Below are 22,518 nucleotides of genomic sequence, written 5' to 3'. Positions count from 1 at the left end.
GTCAGCGCGCTTTCACCGATTGGTTGTCCGCGCTGTCGGCGCTGGCGACGGAACCAACGCTGCTCCACAGATTGCCGGTCACGGTGCGCAGCGCGGGCGGCGCGGCGGGTTCGGTCACGGACGCAACGGGGTCGATCACCGGCGTTGCGATGGCCTGTCCGTTCGTGTCGATGGCTTGCGGGGCCACGGCCAGGCGCGGAATGTCGACGTGGCCGCGCTCGATCTGCCGGTTGGTCTCGGCGATGTCGTGCGCCAAACCAGCCAGGCTTTCATCGGAGATGCGTTCGGGCAGGGGATCGATCCCGGCGGCCTGGTAGATCGTGTTCTGGGCGTTGACGAGTTCGGCGTAGCTCAGGTCGCGGGCGCGCGTGGCGAGCAGGGTCTCGACCTTCGCGCGGACCACTTCCAGATGCGTTTCGGCGCTGCTGCGGGCGGCGTTCTCGGTCTGCACCTGGATTGCGTCCTGCAGGCGGCTCAGTTCGTTGGCGCGGCGGAAAGCGGTCTCGGCGCGCTGGCGTTCCAGCCAGGCGATATGGACCTGGCTCAGCACCGTCATGCGCAAGGCCTGGCGGCGCAGTTCGGCGACCTGTTCGCGCGACTCGCCGGCGCGGGTTATCGAGGACCACGACAGCACGCTCAGGAGATTCCAGCTCACCTGCATGCCGGCGTCCGCCCAGCTGTTGTTGACCAGGTACTTGTTGCTGTCGTAGTTCAGCCCGCCAAAGAGCGACGCGTTGGGCAAGAGGCGCAGCAGCGACATGCGCGTTTCCAGCACGGCGTTGCGCGCCAGGTAGCTTTCTTCGCGCAGTTCGGGGCGGCGCACCATCGCCAGGGCTTCAAGGTCCTGCAGTTCGTAGGCGAGCACGGGCGGCGCCATGGTGGCGGCGTCCGGCGCGGCAAGTTGGAAATCCGCGCTGGGCGGCAGGTTCATCAGCGTCGCGAGCCGCGCCTTGGCCTGCGCCAGTTCGTTGTCTAGCGCCTCGGTCTGGCGCACCATGTTCAGCAGATCGCGCTGATAGCGCAGCGCCAGGATGGGCGCGACCAGGCGCTTCTGCTCGGTCTGGCGCGCGTATTCCAGCGTCTGGCGCGCTTCGGCCAGCGTCGAGGACACGCGGTCCTTCAGGCGTTCTGCGGTCACGGCGTTCCAGTACGCCGTGCGCGTCTGCCGGATGATGTCGGCCACGACGCGGCGGCGGCGCTCCTCGGCGGCCAGCGCCTTGTTGCCCTGGGCCTTGGCGCCGAAGTAGCTCAGGCCGAAGTCCAGCACGTTCCACGTCAGTTGCAGGTCGGCCGTGTGCGTGTCGCGCTCCTGGCTGGTGGAGGGCACGAGCGATTGGGTGCCGGTGGACAGCGATTCGCTGGACGACCCGTAATCGTTGTTGCGGGCGCGCATGCCGGCGCGGGCGGTCAGCTTGGGCAGCATGCCCTGCTTCTGCACGTCGGTCAGGTCGTCTTCCAGCGCGCGCTCCATGAGGGCCAGGCGCTGCTGCAGGTTGTACTTGACGGCGCGGGCGATGGCCTCGTCCAGCGTGATCGGACCCGTCACCGGCTCTTGCTGCGCGAACATGGCGCCGCGGTCGGCCTGATCGAGCTGCAGCAGGTCCTGCGTGCTCAGCTTCTCGGGCGGCGCGACGGCGCAACCGGCGAGAACGGCCGTGGCGAGCACGGTCAGGGCGAAGCGGCGGGCACGATGTTGCATGGGCTTGGCGGAATCAAAGGTAAGAGTCATATCTGGAATCAGCTTGCTGCATTGATGGTGATGGCCTGCCGGGCGCCGGCGGCCGTGTCGGAGGCGCCGCCCGCGGCGCTGTCGTCCAGGGAAGCGAGAAACTGCCGTGCCGCATCCAGCACGTCGTGCGCTGCGCTGTGGCGCAGTTGCTGGGTCAGTGCGGGCTTGTCGGCGGCGGGGACGTCGTCGCGTGCGGCGATGGCATCTGCGCCGTGCCAGGCGCCCACGCGTTGCGCGGACACGGTGACCGGGATGGCGCGGGCTTCACCGCTGGCCGTGCGGACCACCAGTTGCAGCGAGAGCGTCTGGGCGTCGGCCAGGCCGGGCGCCACGATGAGGCCGCGCGCGGCGTCCAGCCGCACACCCGGCGGCAGCTCGGAGCCGTCCGCCATGCGCAACGCCAGCGAGACGATGGCACCGCTGCTGCGGATCAGGCCGGCCGGCAAGGCGTAGGTCTGCCGGTTGCCTGCCACGTCGGCGCGCCAGAGGCCCGTGAGCGCGGCGCTGGAGAACGAGAGTCCAGGTGCGTCGGGGCTGGCCAGGACCACGAGCGGCGAGCGGACGCCGTTTGCCGCGTCCATCGTGAACGGGCGCACGGCGTCGGCGTCGCGGCGTTCGAGCGAATCGGCCAGCAGGGCATCGAGCAGCGCCGTCGACGTCCACTGCGGCGGCGGGGTCAATCCGTCGCGGAAGGGGACGCTGAACGCGTCGCCCGATGCGGCGGGAATGCCGCCGAGCGCCTGGCGCAGCGATCGGAACGCGTCGTCTTGGGTGTCGTCCGAGGCCCCGGCATCCGTGCTGGATGCAGACACTGGCTCGCGCTGCCACGCGCTCAGATCCGGCGGCGGCACGTCGGCAGGCGTGCCGGGGTTCGGGTTGGCGTTGGGATCGGGCTGCGTTCCCGGATTGGTGCCCGGGGGCGTGCCAGGACTCGTGCCAGGACCCGTGCCCGGATTCGGCTCCGTCTGCGCGGTGGCGACCGTCAGCGTGATGATGCGCGAGACGCTGGCGCCCGACGCATCGGTGGCGCTCACGACCACGGCAAGGCTGCCCGCGGCCGTCGCCGTCCCGCGTATCGTCAAGGTCGCCGGATCGAAGGTCAGACCTTCCGGCAGACCCGTGATCTGCCACGTGAGCGCATCGCCGTCAGCGTCCGTGAAAAGACCGGCGGGGAACGTGTACGCGTAGGGCTCGCCCACACGGACGACGCCCGGCGACACCGCCATGCCGCTGTCGACCGGCGCGGTGTTCGGCGGCTCGATGGCCTCAAAGACGACCTCGCGCGACACCGAGGCGCCTTCCGCGTCCGTCACGGTAATGACCACCGTGAATTGTCCCGGCGCGGCAAGCACACCGGAGATCGTGCGGGTGGCGGGATCGAAGGTCAGCCCCGCGGGCAGGCCGCTGACGCTCCACGTCAGCCTGCCGCCCTCCGGATCGCTGAACAGCGTTTCCGGCAGGGTCACGGAGTAATTGCGTCCGGCCAGCACCGTGTCGGGCATGTACGGATCGGTGCCCGACACGGGCGCCTGGTTGGCCAGGCGAACGGTCACGTCCACGTCATAGCCCGCGCTGGCGATGTCGCCGTCATTGAGCGTGATCGTGACGCTGCGCGTGCCAGGCGTGGCGTCCGTGCTGGCGTAGGTCACGCGGTGCAGCAGCGCATTGGCCTGGGCGCGGTCGACGGCGCCGGTGAAGCGCAACGTGGCGGCGGCGCCGGTCTGCGTCAGCGTGGCGATGGGCTGGCCGTTGAACGAGATGACGTCGCCGGCAATCGTGTAGCCGTCGCCTGCCAAAAAGCCAAAAACATCGCCGGTTTGACCGCTGAACGTCACGCTGGCGTCACGGTAGCTGTCCGCCGCATCCAGTTCGGCGTCGCTGAGCGCAAGCGTGGGCGCCAATGGGACCGGATCGCCCTCGGCGACGTAGACCGGCTGCGCGGCGGACGGGGCATTCAGGACGTCCAGCCCGTTGCCCACCACGATCACGCCGCCGTCGGCCGACACCGCAATCTGGCCGGCGCCGTCCAACCCGCCCTGCGAGGCGATCAGGCTGAGGCTGGCGGTGGCGTAATAGTTGAGCGTGCCGTCGGCCAGGGTCACGAACAGCGCCTTGCCATCCGCGGACAACGCGATGCTCTCCACCGTCTGGCTGCCGGCTAGCGTGCCCAGATGCGTCAGTGCGCCGGTCGCCGCGTTCAGGCGGAAGGCGTCGATGGCCTGGGGGTTCTCCTGGACTTCATATTCGCCGGTCCAGCCGTTGAACGAGGACGTGCGGCTGTTGGACACGAAGATCGTGCTGCCGTCGGCGCTGACCGCGATGTGCTGCAGGTTGGAGAACGAGACGGTCTGCCCGGCCGCGTCCGTGCCGCCGCCCTGGATGTGCGTCAGGACCGACAAGGCGCCGCTGCCGTCGCGGCGGTAGACGATCAGCGTCGAACCCGAGCTTGCGTTGGTCACCACGAAGAGCAGATCGCCGCGTACCGCGATGTCAGTGGGCTGCCACAGGAACGGCTCCGCGTTCATATCGCCGCTGATGGCGCCGACATACGTGAGCGCGCCGGACTGCGCGTCGCGGTTGAAGTAGGCGATCCCGTAGCTGTTGATCAGGTACAGGTTCTTGCCGTCTTCGGACAGCGCAATGCCCTTCATGTCGCTCAGGCTGCCGCCATCCAGCTCGTAGTTGCTGGTGATGGTGGCCTGGTGGGTTAGCGTGCCGTCGGCGGCAACACCGAACACGCCAATGGCGTTGCCGTCGGCGCGCAGGGCGTACAGGCTCTTGCCGTCGGCAGAGGTCACCAACTCCTTGATGCCCGCAAGATTGCCGGCGGCTGCGAGCGTGCGCACATAGGTCAGCGAGCCGGTGTCGCCGTCGCGGCTGAACACCGCAATGGCGCCCTTGCCGTCGGCTACGTAGACACGCGTGCCGTCGGGCGACACGGCGCTGGCGGTGGGCTTGTCCAAGCCGGGAATCGTGGTCAGATCCTGCACGTGCGTCAGGTCGCCCAGCGACAGCACCGGATCGGCATCGACGACCGGCGCATCGTTGATGGCCGTAATGTCGATGGAAAAGTCCATTGCGGCCGAGGCGAGGCCGCGCTGGTCGGTCAGCGTCACGCTGATGGCCACGCTGTCCGCGGGCGCGTGGCTGCTGTTCGCGTAGGTGATCTGGCGCAGCGTATTCTGCACGTCGGCCTGCGTCGGCGTGGACCCGGCCGCGTCGCTGAACCGGATCGTCAGCACGCCGTCGGCCTGCGAGACGGTCCCGATGGCTACGCCGTCCTTTTTCAGGACGCCGTTCTCCAGCGTCAGGCCGTGACCCGGCTCAAAGCCCAGCGCGTCGGCGGCGCTCTTGCCCGCACCCAGCGTGATCGTCAGGACGGCGCCGTCGTAGTTGCCCGCGCCGCCGTTGAAGGCGTCCATCTGCGCATCGGCAATCACGCCATCGGGTGCGATCGGGACGGCATCGGCGCGTTCGGTGGAGGAAACGTCGCCGCCGCCGGTGACGGTGGGCGGCGTGTTGGGGCTGGCCGGGCCGGCCAGAGTGACCGTTGCCGCGTCATCCGCATCCGTCGAGCCATTGACGGTGTCCCACTCCTGCACGGTCAGACTGATCGTGCGCGTGCCGGTCAGCGGGCTGCCGGTGTTGGCGTAGGTCAGGCTGTCGATGACCTGCGCGGCGCGTTCGCCCGACGAGTTCAGGTAAAGGGTCACGGTGGCGACGCCGTCGGCGATGGTCACCATGTACTGCAAGCCGGAGGCCGTGGTCTGCGGGCCGTTGGAGTCCTTGTCCAGCCGGATCTTGCCGCCGTCCACGCCCAGGATGTCCTGCGCGTTGGCGGGGCTGATGGTGACGATGACGCGGGCCACGTTCTGGCCGGATTCCACCGTGTCGACCGTGGTGCCTTCGAACAGCTTGACCGGTTCGCCTTCAGCCGGGAACGTGGGATTGCGCGGCGTGGTGTCGATGATCGGCGCATTGTTGACGCCTTCCAGTTCGATCTCGGTCAGCAGTTCGTCCTGATGGCCGTCGCCATCGTGCAGCGTGGTGCGCAGGGTGATGGTCGCGCCGTCGCGGGTGGGATCGTTGCTGGCGTTGCTGTACGCGATGCGGCGCAGCACGTTCTGCGCATCGGCCTGGCTGACGGGGCCGATGAACGTCAGCGTCAGCACGCCGTTCGCCTGTGAAAAGGTCGCGATGGCGACGTTGTTCAACAGGATCTGGCCGCTGGCGGTGTCCAGGCGCAGATTGGCGTCGCTGATGAAGCCGAATTGGTCATCGGCGTGCGCGCCAGCGGCGCGTTCCACCGCAATGCTGGCGCCCTTGTAATCGCCCTGCCCGTTGTTCAGCGCATCGAGCTGCGGATCGGACAGTGTGGCCGACGGCAGGATGGCCACGGGGGTCGACCCTTCCGTGTAGTGCGCGGCGGCGGGCTTCAGGTCCAGCACCAGCACGCCGTCGTCGAACGAGAACTGGCCGGTCAGATAGAGTTTCGTGCCGTCTTCGCTGAGCGTGGCGCTGCGGATCTCGCCAAAGCTCAGGCCGTCCCCGAACGGGTCGCCGTAACCCGAGATCTCGCCGACGCGCACGGGCACGCCGTCCGCGCCGCGGCTGTACACGCCGATCCGGTCGGCGCCGATCACGAACACGGCGGAGCCGTCCGGCGACACGACGATCTGCTTGACCTCGCCGGCCGGCAGGGTCGTGGCCAGCGCGGTGAGCCGGCCGTCACTGCCGATGGCAAGGGTGTGCAGGCGATGCTGGTTGTTGTCGAAGTCGACCACGTAGAGCGTCTTGCCGTCCGGCGAAACCGTCAGCGTCTGCGTGTAGTAGAACTGGTCCGACGCAGCAGGGTCCTTGCCCTGGGCCGCCATGACGAATGTCGGGACGCCGCTGGGGTCCAGCGAGAAGACGCTGGCCAGGGTGCCGCCGCCCGACGTGCCCACGAACAGGAAGCGGCCGTCGGCGGACAGCGTCAGCGCGTTGGCGCCGTCAAGCTGCAGGCCGGTGTCGTCGTTGTCGGTATAGGTATGGATCAGCGTCAGCGTGTCGCCGTCCTGCTGGAAGACCAGCAGATTGTCGCCCGCCGTCGCGTACACGAGGCCGCCGGTGGCGAGTACGTCGCGGATCATGCCGTACTCGGTCAGGACGTCGGCGCCAAAGGCGCCGTGCGCGGTGAGCGTTCCCGTCGCCGTATCGCGGGTGAACAGCACAACGCCCTGGTTGGCAATCACGTAAAGCGATTTGCCGTCGGCCGAGACACGCAGGTCCGCGGCGCCGGCCAGCGCGCCAAGATCGCTGTTGCCGATCGCCTGCACGATATGCAGCGTGCCGTCCGCGCCGCGCTCAAGCACGTACAGCGTGTTGACCTCCAGGTCGGCCATCGCGTCGATGTTCCATTCCGTGGTGGTGCGCAGCAGGTAGAACTTGCCGTCCACCTCGAAGACATCAAGCACGCCTTCCAGTGCCGTGGACGGCGCGCCGTCGGCAAGCTGGCTGATCAGTTCATTCAAACCCACCGAATCGACGGGCGTCGTCAGAACCGGCGCTTCGAACTGCACGGTCACTTTGGCGACGACGTCCGGTTCGGCGGTGTCCTTGCCGCCGTTGTCGGTGCCGCCGCTGTCGCGCACGGCGGTCAGCGTGATGCTGCGCTCGCCCGTCGTCGGGGCAGCGGCCTGGTTGGCATAGGCCACGCCGTCGATCAGCGCGGCGGCCTGGTCGCCCGTCATGCCGGCAGCGGGCGTGATCGTGACCGTGGCCACGCCGTTCGCGATGGTGACGGTGTAGGCGTGGCCGGAGGCGGTCGTGCCGTTGCCGGCGACCAGCGCGATGGCGGTGCCGTCCACGGTCAGTGTCTCGTTGGGGCCATCGGCCGCGGGCGACACGGTGAAGGTCAGGCCGGCGATCGTCTGACCGCGCTCGACGGTCGAGATCGTGGTGCCGTCGAACAGGCCGACGGCCGCGCTGCCGGGGCTGTATTTCGTGTCGGCGGGCGTGGATACGACGACCGGGGCGTCATTGACCTGCGCGACCGTCAGCGCCAGCAGGACACTGTCGACGCCGCTGGCGAACTGGTCGCGCACCTGCACCTTCAGGCGGATGGCGGCGCCGGGATCCTTGCTGTCGTTCGTGTAGGTGACCTGCCGCAGCACCGCGTTGGCGGTGACGGTGCTGACCTGGCCGGTGAAGGCGATGGTGAGTACGCCACCCGCGCTGGTGAAGTCGGCGATCTTGACGTCGTTCAGGCGGATTTCGGTGCCGACCAGCGTGAGGCCGTTGGCGTTGTCGAAGCCGAAGCGGTCGTTGGCATTGGCGCCGTCGTCGCGCACGATGGTGATGGTGGCGCCGTTGTAGTCGCCCGCGCCGTTCTCCAGCGCGTCGTAGTCGGCGTCTCCGAACGTCAGCCCTGCGGCTGGCTTTACCGTCTGGCCTTCGGTGTAGGCGCCCGTAAGCGCCTTTTCGATATTGATGTGCCCCAGGCCGGCGGCATTGTAGAAGCCGCCGACATACATGGAAGATCCGTCCGGGGAAATGCCGAAGCGGAAGGCGCGATAGTTGCCCGAGGCCCCTTCGTGGGCGATGGTCTTGACCAGCGTGGGCGCGCCGTCGGCGCCGATGCTGTAGACGTTCAGGGCGCCGGTCAGGCCGCCGGCGTAGAGGGTCTTGCCGTCCGCCGACAGTTCCAAGCCCCACATCTGCGAGCCCACAGAAGAAACCTTCGTGACCGTCTTCGCGATCGGATCGAAACGCAGCGTCAGGATGCCATTGCTTCCCGCCGACACGTAGATGTAGTCGCCCGACACCGCGATGCTGCGCGCGAAGTTGCCGACGTCGCCCGTCCGGGTCACCAGTTGCGTGAGGCTGCCGTCCGGATTGGCGGCGTAGATCGTCAGGGTGTTGGTGCCCGCGACGAACACGCGGCCCAGCGCGTCGACCTCGATGGCGGACGCGGTGCTGAAGGGCTGGTTGTCGTACACGCCCGACACCGTCAGTTCGCCGTTGACGCCGATGCCATAGGCGTACAGCGTGTTGCCGGCGATACCGTACAGGTGGCCGTCCTGCGATGTCACGAGCTGCTTGATCTGCACGCTGCCAAGCTCGACGCTTTGGCTGCTGGCGGTCAGCGTGCCATCCGCGTTGACGTTGAACCCCGTCAGGAAATAGTTGCCGCCAGCGGCCTTCTGGCCCACCAGATAGACGTGCTTGCCGTCGGCGGAATACACGGCCGAGGCGGCGCTGAGCAGGCCCTGGATCTCGATGCCGTTTGCGTCGTTGCCGTCGTTCACGGCGCCCTGCACGAAGCGCTGCACGAGCGTCAGTTCACCCGTGTTCGGATTGCGCGTGAAGACGCTGAGCGTGCTGTTGCCTGCGGGCGAGACCGTATGGTTGTTCGTCCCGTTGCCGAGCACGATGACGGTGTAGCCGTCGTCGGACACCTCGACGCTATAGACGTACTGGTCGAAACCGTTGATCCGGCCGTCCGAGGTATACGTGAGGTCGCTGCCGTCGATGTCGAACGCGGGCGCGCTGTTGGCGGCTTCGGCGGCCGAGACGACGCGCAGCGTCATCTTGTGGTCCGCCGTCAGGCCGTCCTTGTCGGTGACGCGCACGGTCAGTATGTAGTCGCCGGGCGTGGTGGGCGTGCCGCTCAACGTGCGCGTGGCCGCGTCGAACACCAGGCCAGCCGGCAGCGTCTCGACGATGCTCCAGGCAAGGGTGTCGCCGTAGCGGCTGTCCATGTCCGAGAACATGTCCGCGCGCAGTGCAGCGCTGAAACCACCCTGTCCCACGGTGGCCTGCCCGAATGACGCCGGCGCGCTGCCGTTCACCACCGGCGCGCGGTTGTCGATCTGGGCCACTTCCAAGTTCAGGTTCAGCGTCACGCTGGCGCCGTACGCATCGGTGACGGTGATGCTGATGGGATAGGTGCCGGCAGCGAGGGCGGTGCCGGACAGGGTGCGGGTTTCGGGATCGAAGCTGATTCCGGCGGGCAGCCCCGTGACGCGCCAGATCATCCGGTCGCCGTCCGCGTCGCGGAACAGATTCTCGGGGAGGACGAGGTGGTAGTCCTTCTCCGTGATGATCGTTTCCGGCGTATAGCCGGTGGCGCCGGTGTCGATCTGCGGTCCCGTGTTGGTGCGCAGCGTGATCGTCAGGGCATCGCTGTTCAGCGCGCCGTCATTGGCCTGCACGGTCAACGTGATGAACGTGCCCGCCGTCACGGCCGAATTGCCGTAGCTGACCTGTTGCAGCACCTGGTTCGCGATTGCGGTCGTGGCGTCGCCGGTGAAGCGCAGGGTCAAGGTGTCGCCATTGACGGTGTAGGTGGCAATCGGCTCGCCGCCGCGCGAGATCACGCCGTTTGCCATGGACAGCCCGTCGCCGCCCTCGAAGCCGAAGACGCCGCCCGCCACGGAAGCTTTGATGGTCACGCTGGCGCCGCTGTAGTTGCCGGCGCCGCCATCGAGCAGATCGTAGTTGCGGTCGGACAGGCTGACGCGGTCACCCAAAACGGTGTCCTGGCCCAGCGTCAGCGATTGGAGCGTCGTGTAGCGGGTAAGGCCGTTGCCGGCCACCACCAGCGACATGCCGTCCTGGGACAGCGAGATATCCGCACCGTTGGTCTTGCCCGCCGCGCTGCCGGCGAGCGTCAGGCCGCCGTCGCTGGACACGGCGTAGACGTTGACGGTGCCGCCGGTGGTGGCGGCATACAGCAGCGTGCCGTCCGCGTTCAGCGCCAGGCTGCCGATGTTGTCGCTCGCTACCGTGCCCACCCGCGTCAGCAGGTTGTCGGCGCCAAGCCGGAAGACCGAGATGTTCTTGGCGCCCGGTTCGCCCACGAATAGCAGCTTGCCGTCGGCGGACATGCTGATCGCGTAGTCGACGGCATCCTGCCCGGTCCTGTCCAGCAGGATGCTATCGACATGGATCAGCGTGCCGTCGGCGCCGCGATGATAGATCTTGAGCGTGTGGTTGGCGCCGCTCAATGCGCCGCTGTGAATGAGGGTGACGTAGCCGCCGGCCGTGGCAAGACTGGCGTTGCGCACGGCGTCCAGACGCTGGATCTGCGTGAGCGCGCCGGTTTCGGTGTCGCGGCTGTAGACGCGCGCCTCGCGGCCAAAGTTGTTCGACGCGTCCACGTAGACCCGCGTGCCGTCTTCCGAGATCGCCAATCCGCCGGTGGACCCGCCGCCCACCGACTGCGTGGCCGCATGGCTCAACTTGCCGGCCGCATCCACACTGAACTGAATCAGGTTGCCGTTGCTGGAGATCGTGTAGACCGACTTACCGTCGCCGCTGACCACCAGGTGATTGACCGTTCCGAGGTCCGCCAGCGCCAGTTCCTGCGTCTTGCTGAGCAAGCCGGTAGCCGCATCCACGGCAAAGATGGACAGGGTATTGTTGCTGCCCGCCGCGTAGACGAACTTGCTGTCGGCCGAATAGGCGACTTCGGTGGCGCCGGCCAGGCTGCCCGTGCCGAAGTGATCCGCTTCCTGCAGCAGGTCGCCCTTCACCTCGGGCGCCACGTTGATGCGGCTGTCGATGTCGATCGTCGCCGTGAGGGCGGACAGGTCCGTCGTTTCGCCGCCGGCGTCGGACAGGCTCTTCAGCGAGACGGACACCTTGCCGCCCTCGACCGACTTGTCCAGGATCTTGTAGGCCATGCCGTCAATCAGCGCCTTGACGCTGGCCGGCTCCGGCGCGAATGCGTCGAGCTGCAGGGTGATCGTGGTGGTGTTGCCGTTTACGGCGACGGTGTAGACGTAGCCGCCGTCGGCGCGGGTCGTGCCGCTGCCGCCTTCCAGGGCGATGGTCTTGCCGTCGATCACCAGCGCCTGGTTGGCGCCGCTGCGATCCACCGTGACGACCAGTTGCGTCAGTTCGTCCGCGCCGTTCGTCTGGGCGTGAACGTCGACGCCGCTGAACAGGTCGACCGGCGCAAAGGTGTCGCTGCTGTCCGTGACGACGACGGTGGCTTCGGTCGGCGTCGCCTCGACGCCAGGCGCCGTCTCGGTCGGCGGCACGGCTTGCGCGGCCACGTCCACGGCCGTCGTCACGGCGGCTGCGTCGAGCAGGAAGCGGGGTTCCAGGGCCAGTGCCTGGCGGCGGAGCGTGGGGATTCGGCGGGAAGTCATGGAAGTCCTGGAACGAATGTGAGGAGGCGTGGATAGGCTTATTCGACGAGCGTGGTCAGTGCTGCGAGCTGGCGCAGCTCGTCGACGATGTCGTCGAGCCGGCTCTGGATGCGGCCTTCGGAGACCGTGAAGTCCTTGCCGGACAGATAGATCTGGTCCGAGCCCTTTTCGGCGCAGACGGCCAGGCCGGGGCCTGCGATGCGCCGGAAGTCCGACGCGCTGCGGATCTGGCCGTCTTCGTCCGTCTCTTCGTCATTGCCAGTGACGATCAGGTAGAACTTCAGGCCGCGGGCGCGGAAGCTGCTGCACAGCCGGGAAAAGCGTTCGGTCACGACGTTGTCCTCGCCGCCGCCGTTGTCCGAATCGCCATCGATCTTCTGGCCGACGTAGGCGTTGTAGGAGTCCGTGTCGAACCAGCGCTGGCCCGTGGAATTGGCCAGGAACACGATGGCCTTGACGCGATCGCCCGTGCCGTCGTCGAAGTCCCGGGGCAGATCGTCCTCCAATCCCCAACCGGCGCCGCCGCGAAACGCCGGCGCGAGCGCCATGGCGGCCCAGCCCATCGCGATCGCATGGTTGGTGTTGAAGCGCGTGCTCATTTCGTCGAGCCGTTCGCCGATCTTGCCTTGGTCGTTGGTCAGCGGCAGGAGCGCCGCGTGGGGGCAGCCGCGGTCGGCGACCATCCAGCGCGTGTCGTTCACGCCGTTGGCCTGGCCAAAGAAAGGATTGGGGCCGATCCAGCGGATGGGCGGGGCGCCCGGGCTGCCGTTCTCGGGCAGGTCGTGGCGGTAGTACACGCCGAATTGCCCGGAGGGCGGTTCGGTCCAGAAGTAGTTGTCGCCGCGGTTCAGGCCGCGGTACATGCACAGCAGGTTGGCACGCCGGTCGGGAATGCGGCGGTCGGCCAGGCCCGCGTAACCCGAGCGGAACAACGACGTAAGTTCGATGGGGTTGAGCGCGCCCGGCTTGCTCCAGTTGCGGATGCGGTTGGACTGCGCGGGATCGTAGACGCTGACCGCCTGGCTATAGGGCACCAGTGCAAGCCAGGCGCTGTCGGCGTCTTCCAGCAGGCGCGCGGCAAACGACTTGCCCAGCCGGCGCAGCGCGGCCAGATTGTTCGCGTCTTCGCCCAGCGAGTTGGGCAGCGCCAGCGCCACTTCCAGCGAGCGCTGGCGCGACACGGCGGCCGACGCGACCGTGACGGCCTGGTCCGGCGTCTGCGACAGCATGCTTGCGGCTTCGAATGTCGCCGTGACGCGCGTGCCGGGCATGTCGTTCTTGGTGATGGTCTCGGCCCGGACGGACAGCGCGCGGCCCAGTTGCGCGCGGTCCATGCCCAGGTTGACCGCCACGTAGCGTTCGGCGATCTCCTGGATGTTGGCGTCGCGAGACTTGGCATAGGCCGCGGCGGACGCCAGCGCCGCCGCATCGGTGGCGCGCTTGAGCTGCGCGGCGTCGGCAGTCATGCGCGTGCCGTCCGAGGCATAGGCGGCCAGGGCGGCGACGGCCCCGATCAACAGCAGCAGGAATACGGCGGACGCGCCGCGTTGGCGGGCCAGCGAGAGGACGCGGTCGGGACGTTGCTTCATGGTTGGGCGTAGGCCAGGCCGGAAGCGACGCTTTCGGCGCGCAGCGTTTCATCCAGCGTGATGGTTCGGGAGGTGGCGCGGAAGACGGCGGCCGTCTGCAGCAGGTCGGGCAGCGGCATGCCGGCCCAGATGGAAATGTCGGCGGTGTCGCGGCAAGCCTTCACCACGATCATCGACATGGTGCTGTTGTCGACGTTGCTTTCGCCTGTGTCGGGGCGGTCTTGCGGCAGGACGCCGGTGTACTGGCCGCCGGAGGCCGGCGCGTCGCACAGGTCGCTTGCGCCGCCGCGTTGCAGCGCCCAGGCGATGCGGCCGGACTCCAGCACGTTCAGGATGATGAGCTGCTGCATGTCTTCGTGGCCCTGCATGGCAAGCTGCGCCAGCACGTCGACGCCGGCGGCGGTCAGGACGGGTTGCGCCGCGATGTTCAGGGCCATGGCGCCCGCTGCGTTCTCCACGCGGATGCGCTCGCTGTGGATGCGCTGCATGTCGGCGCCGATCATGCCGACGCCCAGCAGGATGGGCAGGGCAAGCGCCGCTTCCACGGCCAGCGCGCCGCGCTGGCGCCGGCGCGGCGCTGCTGCGTGGCGGGGCGGACGCGGGGCGGCGGTCACGGCTGCGATTCCTGGTTGCGTTGCGGCAGGTAGGCCAGCACCTGCTGATAGCGGTAGCGGAAGGCGCCGCTGTCCACGCCCAGCAGACGCGGCAGGGGCGTGATGAAGTCCTTGCGCACGTCGACCTCGATGCGCCACGCGGGCACGTTGGTCAGGGCCGCGGCCTGCGTCTCGTCCTCGGCGCCGCCGCCCATCGCGTCCAGCGAGGCAAAGCGTTCGACCTCGACGGTGGCGATGTTCTCGTCGTCCAGGTAGTTGTGCGAAGCCGCCACCATGCGCGTGCGCACCAGCGACTCGATGGCGCCGCCGTCCTGCATGCCCGCCGCGCCGTCCTGGCGGAACTGCTGCACGGCGCGTTCCAGCGCGCTGGCGCCCATGTTGATGGTCAGCCCAATGTTGGCCAGCTCCATGAACATCATCGCGGCGGCGATGACGACGGGCAGGACGTAGGCGGCCTCGACCGACAGCGAGCCGCGTTGGCCGCGCAGGAACCGGCGCGCGCCGGAAGCGTGATCAACCATTGCCGTTTGCCTCCTTCTCGCGCAGCAGCAGCACGTGGCGGCTGGCGGCCATCAGTTCGTTGCCCACCGCCGCGCCGTCGCGGATGCGCTGGCGGCGCTGCGTGAAGTCGGCAAGCGCCTGCGGCACCAGCGCGGGCGCCATGATGCCTTCGAGCGTCTTGCGGGCCGCGCCTTCGTCGCCTTGCAGCACCTGCGCGAAGGCAAGGTTCAGCTTGAGCGTCGGCAGCTGGACCGCGTCGGCCTGCGTCAGCAGGCGGATCGCCTCCTGCGCGTCGCCGCTGGCCAGGTGCGACAGCGCCAGGTTGTTCAGGACACGGAAGTCCGAGGGATCCAGTTCCCATGCGTGCGCCAGCAGCTTGCGGGCCTGCGCGTGGTCGCCGCTGGCGTCCAGCAGCACGCCCTTGGCGTTCAGCGCAGCGACGTTGTTGGGGTCCGCGGCCAGCGTGCAGTCGAAGTCCTGCAGGGCGGCGTCGCGCTGGCCCAGCGCCATGCGGGCGCGGCCCAGGCCGTTGCACAGCGTGACCGTCGCGGCGGGGGTGAGCGTCGTGCCGGCTTCGTTCAGGGCGCGGCGCGCACGGCCGAACAACGCCAGGTTGTCGCGCGGCGATTGGGTGGGCGCGGCCACGCTGGCGTATTCCAGCAGCTCCAGCGGTTTCAGGCTGCCGCGCTGTTCAAGCTGGGCGTAGACGCCGGCCGCGCCTTCGTAGCGGCCCTGGTCGCGCAACAGGCGCGCAAGCTTCAGGCCTTCGGCCGCCGCGTCGCCGTTGCTGGCGAGCGGGCGCGGTGAGGCCGTGTTGCCGCTGGACTGGGTCAACAGGTTGCGGCTGCTGGGCGCGGCGGCGGAATCGGTCTTCGTGAACGTGCTGCAGGCGCTCAGCATCGCGGCCATCAGCAGGACGCCGGCGGCGCGGGTCAGGCGCATGGCGGGCAGCGGGAACAGGGGAAGCGTTGCGATCATTGCATCAGGGTCCGGATAACGCGCATGAGCGCGGGCGTGGCGACGATGGCGACCACCGGCGGCAGGATGAGGGTCATGAGGGGAACGCTGAGCTGCGCGGGCAGCTTGCCGGCCTTCTCTTCCAGTTCGAGGATCAGGCGGCTGCGGCTTTCCTCGGCAATCGTGCGCAACGCTTGCGCGAGCGGCGTGCCATAGCGTTCGGCCTGCACCAGCGAACCCACCATGCTTTCAATCGTGGGGACACGCGTGCGGTCGGCCAGGTGGCGCAGCGCGGCGGCGCGGTCGGGCAGCAGTTGCAGCTCGGCGCTGGTGAAGGCCAGTTCGTCGGCCATGGCGGGCGCGCTGAAGGCCAGTTCGCGCGACACCACCTTCAGGATGCGCGGAAACGGCAGGCCGGCTTCGGCGCAGATCACCATCAGGTCCAGCGCGTCCGGCATGCTGCGGGCCAGGGCTTCGTGACGCCGGCCGGCGCGCAGTTTGACCAGCACTTCGGGCAAGGTGGTGCCGACGAACAGCGAGATCAGGCCCACGGCCAGCCCGGTCAGGCCGAATCGTGTCTGCGGGCTGGTCAGCAGCCACAGGGCCAGCGCGCACAGCACGACGCCGCTGCCGTACTTGGCGGCCATGAAAAGGCCGCTGGCCTCGGGGCGGCGCCAGCCGGCCTGGGCCAGCAGGCGTTCGGTGGCCAGGCGGTCCTGTTCGGTGCCGGCCAGCTTCATGCCGAAGGTGGCGATGCTCTGGGCGACGGGGGACAGCGGCGAACTGGAGTCCAGCGCGATGGAGACCGTGCTCTCAATGGCGCCTCGGCCACGGCGGCCCAGCCGTTCGTGCAGAGGATTGCGGCGCGACTCGGCGCGCAGCAGCCAGACGGCCAGCACGATGCCGGCGATGAAGGCCAGGAGCAGCAGGGGCGCCAGGGGATCGGATAACAGGGGCATGGCAGCTAGTCGCGGGGCGAGGTCAGCGGATCCGCTTGACCATCAGATGGGTGATGAACAGGCCCAGCCCAACGCTGGCGGCGGCGTAGATCATCACCTTGACGCCGGCCGCGTCGTTGAACATGAAGCGGAAGTCGTCCGGGGAGTTCAGGTACATGTAGAGCAGCACGCCCGGCACCAGCAGGGCGACGATCTTGGCCGAGGCACGCGCCTCAGACGTCTTGGCCTGCACCTTCATGCCCAGTTCGGCGCGCGCGCGCAGCGTGGCGGACAGGCGTTCCAGCGTGTCGCCGAGCCGGCCGCCCGATTCCTGGCTGATGATGAGGATGACGGCAAAGAAGCGGTATTCGGGCAGCGGCACGCGCTGGGCGGACGACTGCATGGCCTGCTTGAGCGGCACGCCGAGCTTGAGCCAGTTCTCGATTTCGCGCAGCTCGGGCGCCAGCGGGCCGTGCAGGTGATCGGCGGCAATGCCGAACGCGCTTTGCAGGGGCACGCCCGAGCGGCAGATGCGGGTGATGCCGTCGATCGCTTCGGGCAGGCTGCGTGCCAGCGCGGCCAGGTGCTTGGTCATGGCCTGTTGATAAAGCATGGAGCACAGCGCCACCCACAGCAGCGGCGCGGCCAGCAGCGCCAGGACGAAGGGCGTGCCGGTCATGCGCACGAGCGCCAGGGCGCCAATCAATGCGACGGCGGCCGAAATGAGGATGCGCTCACGCAGCTTGGGCAGCCAGCCCAGCGCGCGGAGACCGTCGCGCAGGCGCGCCAGGCGCTGACCCAGCCACGGCCAGCGCGGCAACAGGTCGTCCTGACCCGGCAGCGCGATGGAATCGGGCGATTGCAGCACGGCGGCCGCCAGGCCGCTCTCGCGCTGCATCTGCAGGCGCAGGGCCGCCAAGCGGGCGGCCATCGCGTCTTCGCGGCGCTGGCGCCGGCTGTTGGCGCGCACCGCGAAAAAGCCGATGAACACCAGAAGGAATATGAGCAGGGTGAAGAGGTCGAGCATGTCCGCGCTGCCTTGCCGCCGTCAGGCGAGATCCTGGTCGAACAGGTGCGACTTCTCGGTGTAGAAGTTCGGGCGCAGGCCGCTGCCGGTGTGTTCGCCCAGCACCTGCGTTGCCGTCGAGCCGGCGCGCGAGCGGAAGACGTGCAGCTCCTGCGTCTGGATCACCTCTTCTTCCATGCCGCAGATTTCCATGATCGACACCACGCGCCGCGCGCCGTCGCGCATGCGCTCGATCTGCACGATGAGGTCGACGGCGCTGGCGATCTGGCGGCGGATGGCGGCCAGCGGCAATTGCATGTTGGCCATCATCACCATGTTTTCCAGCCGCATCAGGGCATCGCGCGGCGTGTTGGCGTGGACGGTGCACAGCGAGCCGTCGTGGCCGGTGTTCATGGCCTGGAGCATGTCGAAGCACTCGCCGCCACGCACTTCGCCCAGGATGATGCGGTCCGGGCGCATGCGCAGCGCGTTCTTCATGAGATCCCGCTGGTCCACGCGGCCGCCGCCTTCGGCGCTTTCCGGACGCGTTTCCAGGCGGATGACGTGCGCCTGCTGCAGTTGCAGCTCGGCCGCGTCTTCGATGGTGATGATGCGTTCGAGCGGGCTGATGTTCTGCGACAGCGCATTGAGCAGCGTCGTCTTGCCGGCGCCGGTGCCGCCCGACACGACGATGTTCAGCCGCGCTTCCATCGCGCGGCGCAGCAGAACGGCCATGTCCATCGACATCGCGCCGCGCGTCGCCAGCGATTCCAGCGACAGGTCGCGGCGCATGAACTTGCGGATCGAGATCGTGGTGCCGTCCAGCGCCAGCGGATGCGTGATGACGTTGACGCGGCTGCCGTCGGGCAGGCGGGCGTCCACCATCGGGTTGGCTTCGTCGATGCGGCGGCCCACGCGGGCGGCGATGCGCTGCGCGGTGTTGAATACGTGTTCTTCGTCGATGAAGGTGATGGACGACAGCTCCAGCTTGCCGAAGCGTTCGACGAAGATCTGGTTGGCGCCGTTCACGAGGATGTCGTTGACCGAGTCGTCGGCCAGCAGCGGCTCGATGGGACCCACGCCGACCATCTCGTCCAGCATCTGGCGCGCGATCAGTTCCTCTTCCTGGCCGGACAGCTGCAGGCGCTGCTCGTCGCAGATGCGGCGGATCAGCGCGTCGATCTGCGCCTGCAGCCGGTCGCGCGGCATGGCCGCCGCCTTGAGCGGGTCGATCAGCTCGAACAGCTCGTTGCGGATCACGCGGCGCTGCGCGGTGCTTTCGGCGTTGGGCGGGGCGGCAACGGCGACGGGGCGCGGGGCGGGCTGCGGTGCCCGGGCGGCCGGCGCGGCGGGTGCGGTGGGCGTGGGTGCAGGCTGCGCGGCGGCCGGGGACGGGATGGCCGTAGCGGCAACAATGGGCGTCGCAATGGCCGGCGCGGCGGCGGCTGCTGAAGGGAAGGAGGAAGGCGCGGGCTTTCGGCGGGGCAGCATGATGTCGGTCTGTCGTGTCTGGCAGGGATCAGGCGCGCGCCGCGCGTCCGGCCGGGGCCGAGCGGTTCAGCCAGGCGCGCAGCCGTTGCAGCGCGCCTTGCTCGGCGGCGGGCGCGGCCGCGGGCAGGCCGAGGATGCGCGCGCCAAGCTGCGCGACGGCTTGGGCATAGGCGGGCGCGGCCTGCGGCGACAGCGGGCCTTTCAAGAGGCTGGCGGCCAGCGCCTGGCCTGCGTAGGGCAGATGCTGGTCAATACGCCGGCCGACGAATTCCTCGAACTGCGTTGCGGTCAGCGCGGCGGCCTGTGACTGGCGCGCGTCGCTGGCCACCAGCACCAGACGCTGGTTGGCGCCGCCTTCGCCCAGCTCGGCAAGCAGGCGATGCGTGTTGCGCGCGCCTTGCACGGTCAGCTCGGTCAGCACGACCCGGATGTCGGCATGCGCCAGCACTTCGTCCGCGCCGCCGGGACGGTGCGACGGCAGATCCCACAGCGACAGCGAAAACCATTGGCACAGCGCGCCGCCGATCTCGAGCGCGCGCTCGGGGTCGAAAGGCGTTTCGGGACCGGGGCGCTGGGCCAGCAATTGCAGGCGGGCGGCCGGCTGCGCCTGTTGCGGCGCGGGCACTTGGCCAGCGGCAAGCAGCGTGCGTTGCAGAAGGCGCGGGTCGATGTCGGGGGCGGACAGCAGGCTGGCAAGACCGGCGTCGGCTTCCAGGCCCAACAGAAGCGGCAGGTCGCCCTTGCGCCGATCAAAGTCGACCATCACGGTCGGCGTCTGCCGCGAATGCGCCAGCCACAGGCCCAGCGAGGCGGTCAGCGTGCTGACGCCCAGGCCGCCGGCCGCGCCCACGATGGCGGCGGAACGGCCGGCGCGCGCGGCGCCGCCCTGTCCGAGCGGCGCATCGTCGTCGGCGCGTGCCAGCGTGTCGGCCAGCACATCCAGGCGTGGCGGCTTGATGAGGTAATCGAAAATGCCGGCCTGCAGCAGCTGGCGGTACAGGTCCACGTCCTGCTTGTCGCCCAGCGCGACGATGCGGCACGCGGGGCCGGTCAGGGCCGCCAGCTCCAGTAGCGCCGCGATCGGGTGCGGCTCGCCGGTGATGTCGGCCAGCAGCACGCCGGGCAGCGGATTCGCGGCGCACCAGGCGGCCGCGGCGGCGGGACCGCCCGCTTGCAGCGCGCAGGCGGGACGTTGCAGGCGGACGAGCTGTTCGCCGATGACGGCCAGGTCGGCCTGGGCGGCAAAGACGGCGGGGCCCGGGGTGGGCGCGCCGTTGCGGGTCGGTGTCGTGTTGCTCATGGCCGTCAGTTGTCGAAGTCGATGTCGATCAGGTCGCGGATTTCGCCAGTCTGGTAGCGGTCGATGGCGCCAGCGGCCGCCTTGCCGTCCGCGCCCTCCAGCGCGCGCGGCCGGGACAGGTCGCGCGGATCGCTGACCATGCGCGCCAGGTTGGCGCGGTTCGCGCAGCCCAGCGTGCCGACGCCGTAGTACGGATGAATCGTCCAGTCGTTGGGCTTGGCGACGGTGCAGCGCGTGGCCTGCACGGTCAGCGCTTCGGATTGCAGTTCCAGGTCCCAGCCGGCCTGCGCGGCGTCAGCCAGGCGCTGCGCGTCGCGCGGCACGGACTCGACGCGCGGGGCGCGCGCGCCGCTGCGGGCCAGGGCCTGCGCCAGGCGTTGCGCCAGCGCTTCGCCGCGCGCGTTGAACGGCGTCAGCGTCAGCACCTGCGCGTCGATGCGGCCCTGGCGCGTCAGCAGTTCATTGGCCGCGTTCAGCGAGTCGGCCGTCAGGCCGTTGCCGTCCGGTGCGGCCTGCAGCGCCAGCGCCACGGCGCGCGGCGCCACGGTCGGTGTATTGGCGGCCTGGCCGGCGCCGAAGCGTTTGGCGCGCATGTCGTTCAACTGCGTGCCGCAGCCGGTAAGCAGCAGGGCCAGCAGCAGCGAAGCGGCAGGCATCAGGCGGCGCAGCGCGCGCCGATTCGGGGATGGGGTCTTGGCGTAGTCCATGGCGTGTCTCGTGCGCGATCAGTACAGGTAGCCGATGGGGGCTTGCGGCGGCAGCAGGTCGTCGATGCCGGCCAGGCCTTGGCCCGGCACCTGCAGTTCGCCGGCCGCCACGGGGTCGACGACGTTTGCGGTGACCAGGATGACCAGCTCGGTCTCGTCCTTGGCGGATACCTCGTGTTCGAACAGCCGGCCCAGCAGCGGAATGCTGCTCAGCCCCGGCACGCCGGACACGGTCTGCGCCTGCGTCGAGCGCAGCATGCCGGCCAGCGCAAAGCTCTGGCCGCTGGCCAGTTCCACGGTGGTGTCGGCGCGGCGCACTTTCAGCGCCGGGATCGAGATGCCTTGCAGCGTGACCGCGCCGTCTTCCGTCAGCTCGCTGACTTCCGGCGCGATGTGCAAGCTGATGCGGTTGGCGGACAGCAGCGTCGGCGTCATGCGCAGGATCACGCCGTACGACTTGAAGTCGATCTGCACGTTGTTGTTGGTGATGATGACGATCGGCACTTCGCCGCCCGCCGCGAATGCCGCGCTTTCGCCGGACATCGCGGTCAGGTTGGGTTCGGCCAGCACCGACGCGAAGCCCTCGGCCGACAGCGCCGAGATGAGGCCGCCCATGGTGAAGCGGCCGCGCGTGGTCATGCCGCCGGCCGCGAAGGTCGACGTCGTGCGGCCGGGGATCAGGCTGGAGAAGTTCTTGCCCGTGACCGAATCGAACAGCGACGGATTGATGGTGTCGGTGGCGGGCGCGAAGCCGCGCGCGGCGCTGCCGGTCATGATGCCCCACGCGCCGCTGCCGGAATTGAGCGTGGCGGCCCAGTCAAATCCCAGTTCGTGCGACAGCGTGCGCGACACTTCCACGACGCGCACCTGGATGTTGATTTGCGACGACAACTCCACCTTGAGCTGGTTGATGACGCCGTCGCGGGTGTTGCCCGCGCCGCGCGCCCCGCCGCCGCCCTGCGCGCCGGCGGACGTGCCGTCCAGATAGGCCTGCACCTGGTCGACGATCTGGCGCGCCTCGATCGGCGTGCGCACGTTGCCGCGCACGATGATGCGGTTGTTCAGCGACGGTTCCAGCTCGATGTCCGCGCCCGGCACCGAACGCAGGATCTGCGCGCGCAGCGTGGACAGATCGTGTTCGGCCACGACGCGGATCGCGGCGATGACGTTGTCCTGCGCATCCAGCGCGTACAGCGTCGTGGTGCCGACCGATTGCGCAAAGACGAAGATGTTGTTGGGTGACGGCACCTGGAAGCTGGCGACGCGCGGGTCGGCCACGAGCACCTTGGCCGCATCGGACTTCAGTTTCAGCAACTGGCCTTCGCGCACGTGCAGCGTGATTTCGCCGGTCGGCGCGATCTTCTTCAGGTTGGCGGGCAACGCCGTCGGGTTGTTCTTGACGTCGACCGCGGGACGCTCGTTCGGCACTGCGGCGGGGGCCGCCAGCGCGCTGGCGCCGGTCAGGCACAGCGGCGCGGCCAGACACAGGCGGGGCAACAGGAGGGCCGCGCCGCGGCGGGGCTGCTTGTGAATCATGGCGTGAACGG

General features: G+C 69.0%; 12 protein-coding genes. All 12 read right to left on the bottom strand.

What is annotated here, in order from left to right; translation table 11 throughout:
• Position 1: 1 nt before the first annotated feature.
• The 12 genes from ASD71_RS15025 to ASD71_RS14970 are packed head-to-tail and all read right to left on the bottom strand — an operon-like array spanning position 2 to position 22,507.
• Entirely contained in the window at positions 2–1,729 is a 1,728-nt protein-coding gene (locus ASD71_RS15025; protein WP_235512137.1) for a TolC family protein, read from the bottom strand.
• Between the two features lie 8 nt (positions 1,730–1,737).
• Positions 1,738–11,868 carry a putative Ig domain-containing protein gene (locus tag ASD71_RS15020; protein ID WP_056565341.1) on the bottom strand — a complete coding sequence of 3,377 codons (10,131 nt, stop codon included), beginning with the start codon at positions 11,866–11,868 and terminating at the stop codon, positions 1,738–1,740.
• A gap of 38 nt (positions 11,869–11,906) precedes the next feature.
• Positions 11,907–13,457: a hypothetical protein gene (locus tag ASD71_RS15015; protein WP_056565338.1), complete on the bottom strand. Its 1,551-nt coding sequence runs from the start codon at positions 13,455–13,457 to the stop codon at positions 11,907–11,909.
• Positions 13,454–14,071 (bottom strand): hypothetical protein, encoded by a 618-nt coding sequence (locus ASD71_RS15010; protein ID WP_056565334.1) that lies wholly within the window; start codon positions 14,069–14,071, stop codon positions 13,454–13,456. The genes ASD71_RS15015 and ASD71_RS15010 overlap by 4 nt, the downstream gene beginning before the upstream one ends.
• Positions 14,068–14,592, bottom strand: coding sequence for a TadE/TadG family type IV pilus assembly protein (locus ASD71_RS15005; protein ID WP_056565331.1), 525 nt, complete (start codon positions 14,590–14,592; stop codon positions 14,068–14,070). Before ASD71_RS15005 ends, ASD71_RS15010 begins: the two co-directional genes overlap by 4 nt.
• The gene (locus tag ASD71_RS15000) at positions 14,585–15,550 is read right to left on the bottom strand and encodes a tetratricopeptide repeat protein (RefSeq protein WP_056565329.1); all 966 of its coding nucleotides are present in this window, start codon (positions 15,548–15,550) and stop codon (positions 14,585–14,587) included. The genes ASD71_RS15005 and ASD71_RS15000 overlap by 8 nt, the downstream gene beginning before the upstream one ends.
• Positions 15,547–16,488, bottom strand: a complete 942-nt coding sequence (locus tag ASD71_RS14995) for a type II secretion system F family protein (protein WP_056565327.1) — start codon at positions 16,486–16,488, stop codon at positions 15,547–15,549. The genes ASD71_RS15000 and ASD71_RS14995 overlap by 4 nt, the downstream gene beginning before the upstream one ends.
• Positions 16,489–16,510: 22 nt before the next feature.
• Positions 16,511–17,494 carry a type II secretion system F family protein gene (locus ASD71_RS14990; RefSeq protein WP_056565324.1) on the bottom strand — a complete coding sequence of 328 codons (984 nt, stop codon included), beginning with the start codon at positions 17,492–17,494 and terminating at the stop codon, positions 16,511–16,513.
• 21 nt (positions 17,495–17,515) lie between these two features.
• A complete protein-coding gene (locus tag ASD71_RS14985) occupies positions 17,516–18,964 on the bottom strand; it encodes a CpaF family protein (RefSeq protein WP_082578898.1) in 1,449 nt (482 codons plus the stop codon).
• A 28-nt stretch (positions 18,965–18,992) separates the two neighbouring features.
• A complete protein-coding gene (locus ASD71_RS14980) occupies positions 18,993–20,264 on the bottom strand; it encodes a hypothetical protein (protein WP_056565322.1) in 1,272 nt (423 codons plus the stop codon).
• 5 nt (positions 20,265–20,269) lie between these two features.
• Entirely contained in the window at positions 20,270–20,971 is a 702-nt protein-coding gene (locus ASD71_RS14975) for a CpaD family pilus assembly lipoprotein (RefSeq protein WP_056565319.1), read from the bottom strand.
• A gap of 18 nt (positions 20,972–20,989) precedes the next feature.
• The gene (locus ASD71_RS14970) at positions 20,990–22,507 is read right to left on the bottom strand and encodes a type II and III secretion system protein family protein (RefSeq protein ID WP_056565316.1); all 1,518 of its coding nucleotides are present in this window, start codon (positions 22,505–22,507) and stop codon (positions 20,990–20,992) included.
• Positions 22,508–22,518: the final 11 nt, after the last annotated feature.

This window comes from Achromobacter sp. Root565, assembly GCF_001427425.1.
Classification (GTDB): domain Bacteria; phylum Pseudomonadota; class Gammaproteobacteria; order Burkholderiales; family Burkholderiaceae_B; genus Achromobacter; species Achromobacter spanius_D.
The sequence above is the reverse complement of the archived record's forward strand: the minus strand, read 5'-3'. Positions and strand labels throughout refer to the sequence as shown.

What these genes read in the sequence shown, in the direction of transcription:
- ASD71_RS15025 (WP_235512137.1), bottom strand. Translation starts at nt 1,729, where the DNA reads ATGACTCTTACCTTTGATTCCGCCAAGCCCATGCAACATCGTGCCCGC.
- ASD71_RS15020 (WP_056565341.1), bottom strand. Translation starts at nt 11,868, where the DNA reads ATGACTTCCCGCCGAATCCCCACGCTCCGCCGCCAGGCACTGGCCCTG.
- ASD71_RS15015 (WP_056565338.1), bottom strand. Translation starts at nt 13,457, where the DNA reads ATGAAGCAACGTCCCGACCGCGTCCTCTCGCTGGCCCGCCAACGCGGC.
- ASD71_RS15005 (WP_056565331.1), bottom strand. Translation starts at nt 14,592, where the DNA reads ATGGTTGATCACGCTTCCGGCGCGCGCCGGTTCCTGCGCGGCCAACGC.
- ASD71_RS15000 (WP_056565329.1), bottom strand. Translation starts at nt 15,550, where the DNA reads ATGATCGCAACGCTTCCCCTGTTCCCGCTGCCCGCCATGCGCCTGACC.
- ASD71_RS14995 (WP_056565327.1), bottom strand. Translation starts at nt 16,488, where the DNA reads ATGCCCCTGTTATCCGATCCCCTGGCGCCCCTGCTGCTCCTGGCCTTC.
- ASD71_RS14990 (WP_056565324.1), bottom strand. Translation starts at nt 17,494, where the DNA reads ATGCTCGACCTCTTCACCCTGCTCATATTCCTTCTGGTGTTCATCGGC.
- ASD71_RS14985 (WP_082578898.1), bottom strand. Translation starts at nt 18,964, where the DNA reads ATGCTGCCCCGCCGAAAGCCCGCGCCTTCCTCCTTCCCTTCAGCAGCC.
- ASD71_RS14980 (WP_056565322.1), bottom strand. Translation starts at nt 20,264, where the DNA reads ATGAGCAACACGACACCGACCCGCAACGGCGCGCCCACCCCGGGCCCC.
- ASD71_RS14975 (WP_056565319.1), bottom strand. Translation starts at nt 20,971, where the DNA reads ATGGACTACGCCAAGACCCCATCCCCGAATCGGCGCGCGCTGCGCCGC.
- ASD71_RS14970 (WP_056565316.1), bottom strand. Translation starts at nt 22,507, where the DNA reads ATGATTCACAAGCAGCCCCGCCGCGGCGCGGCCCTCCTGTTGCCCCGC.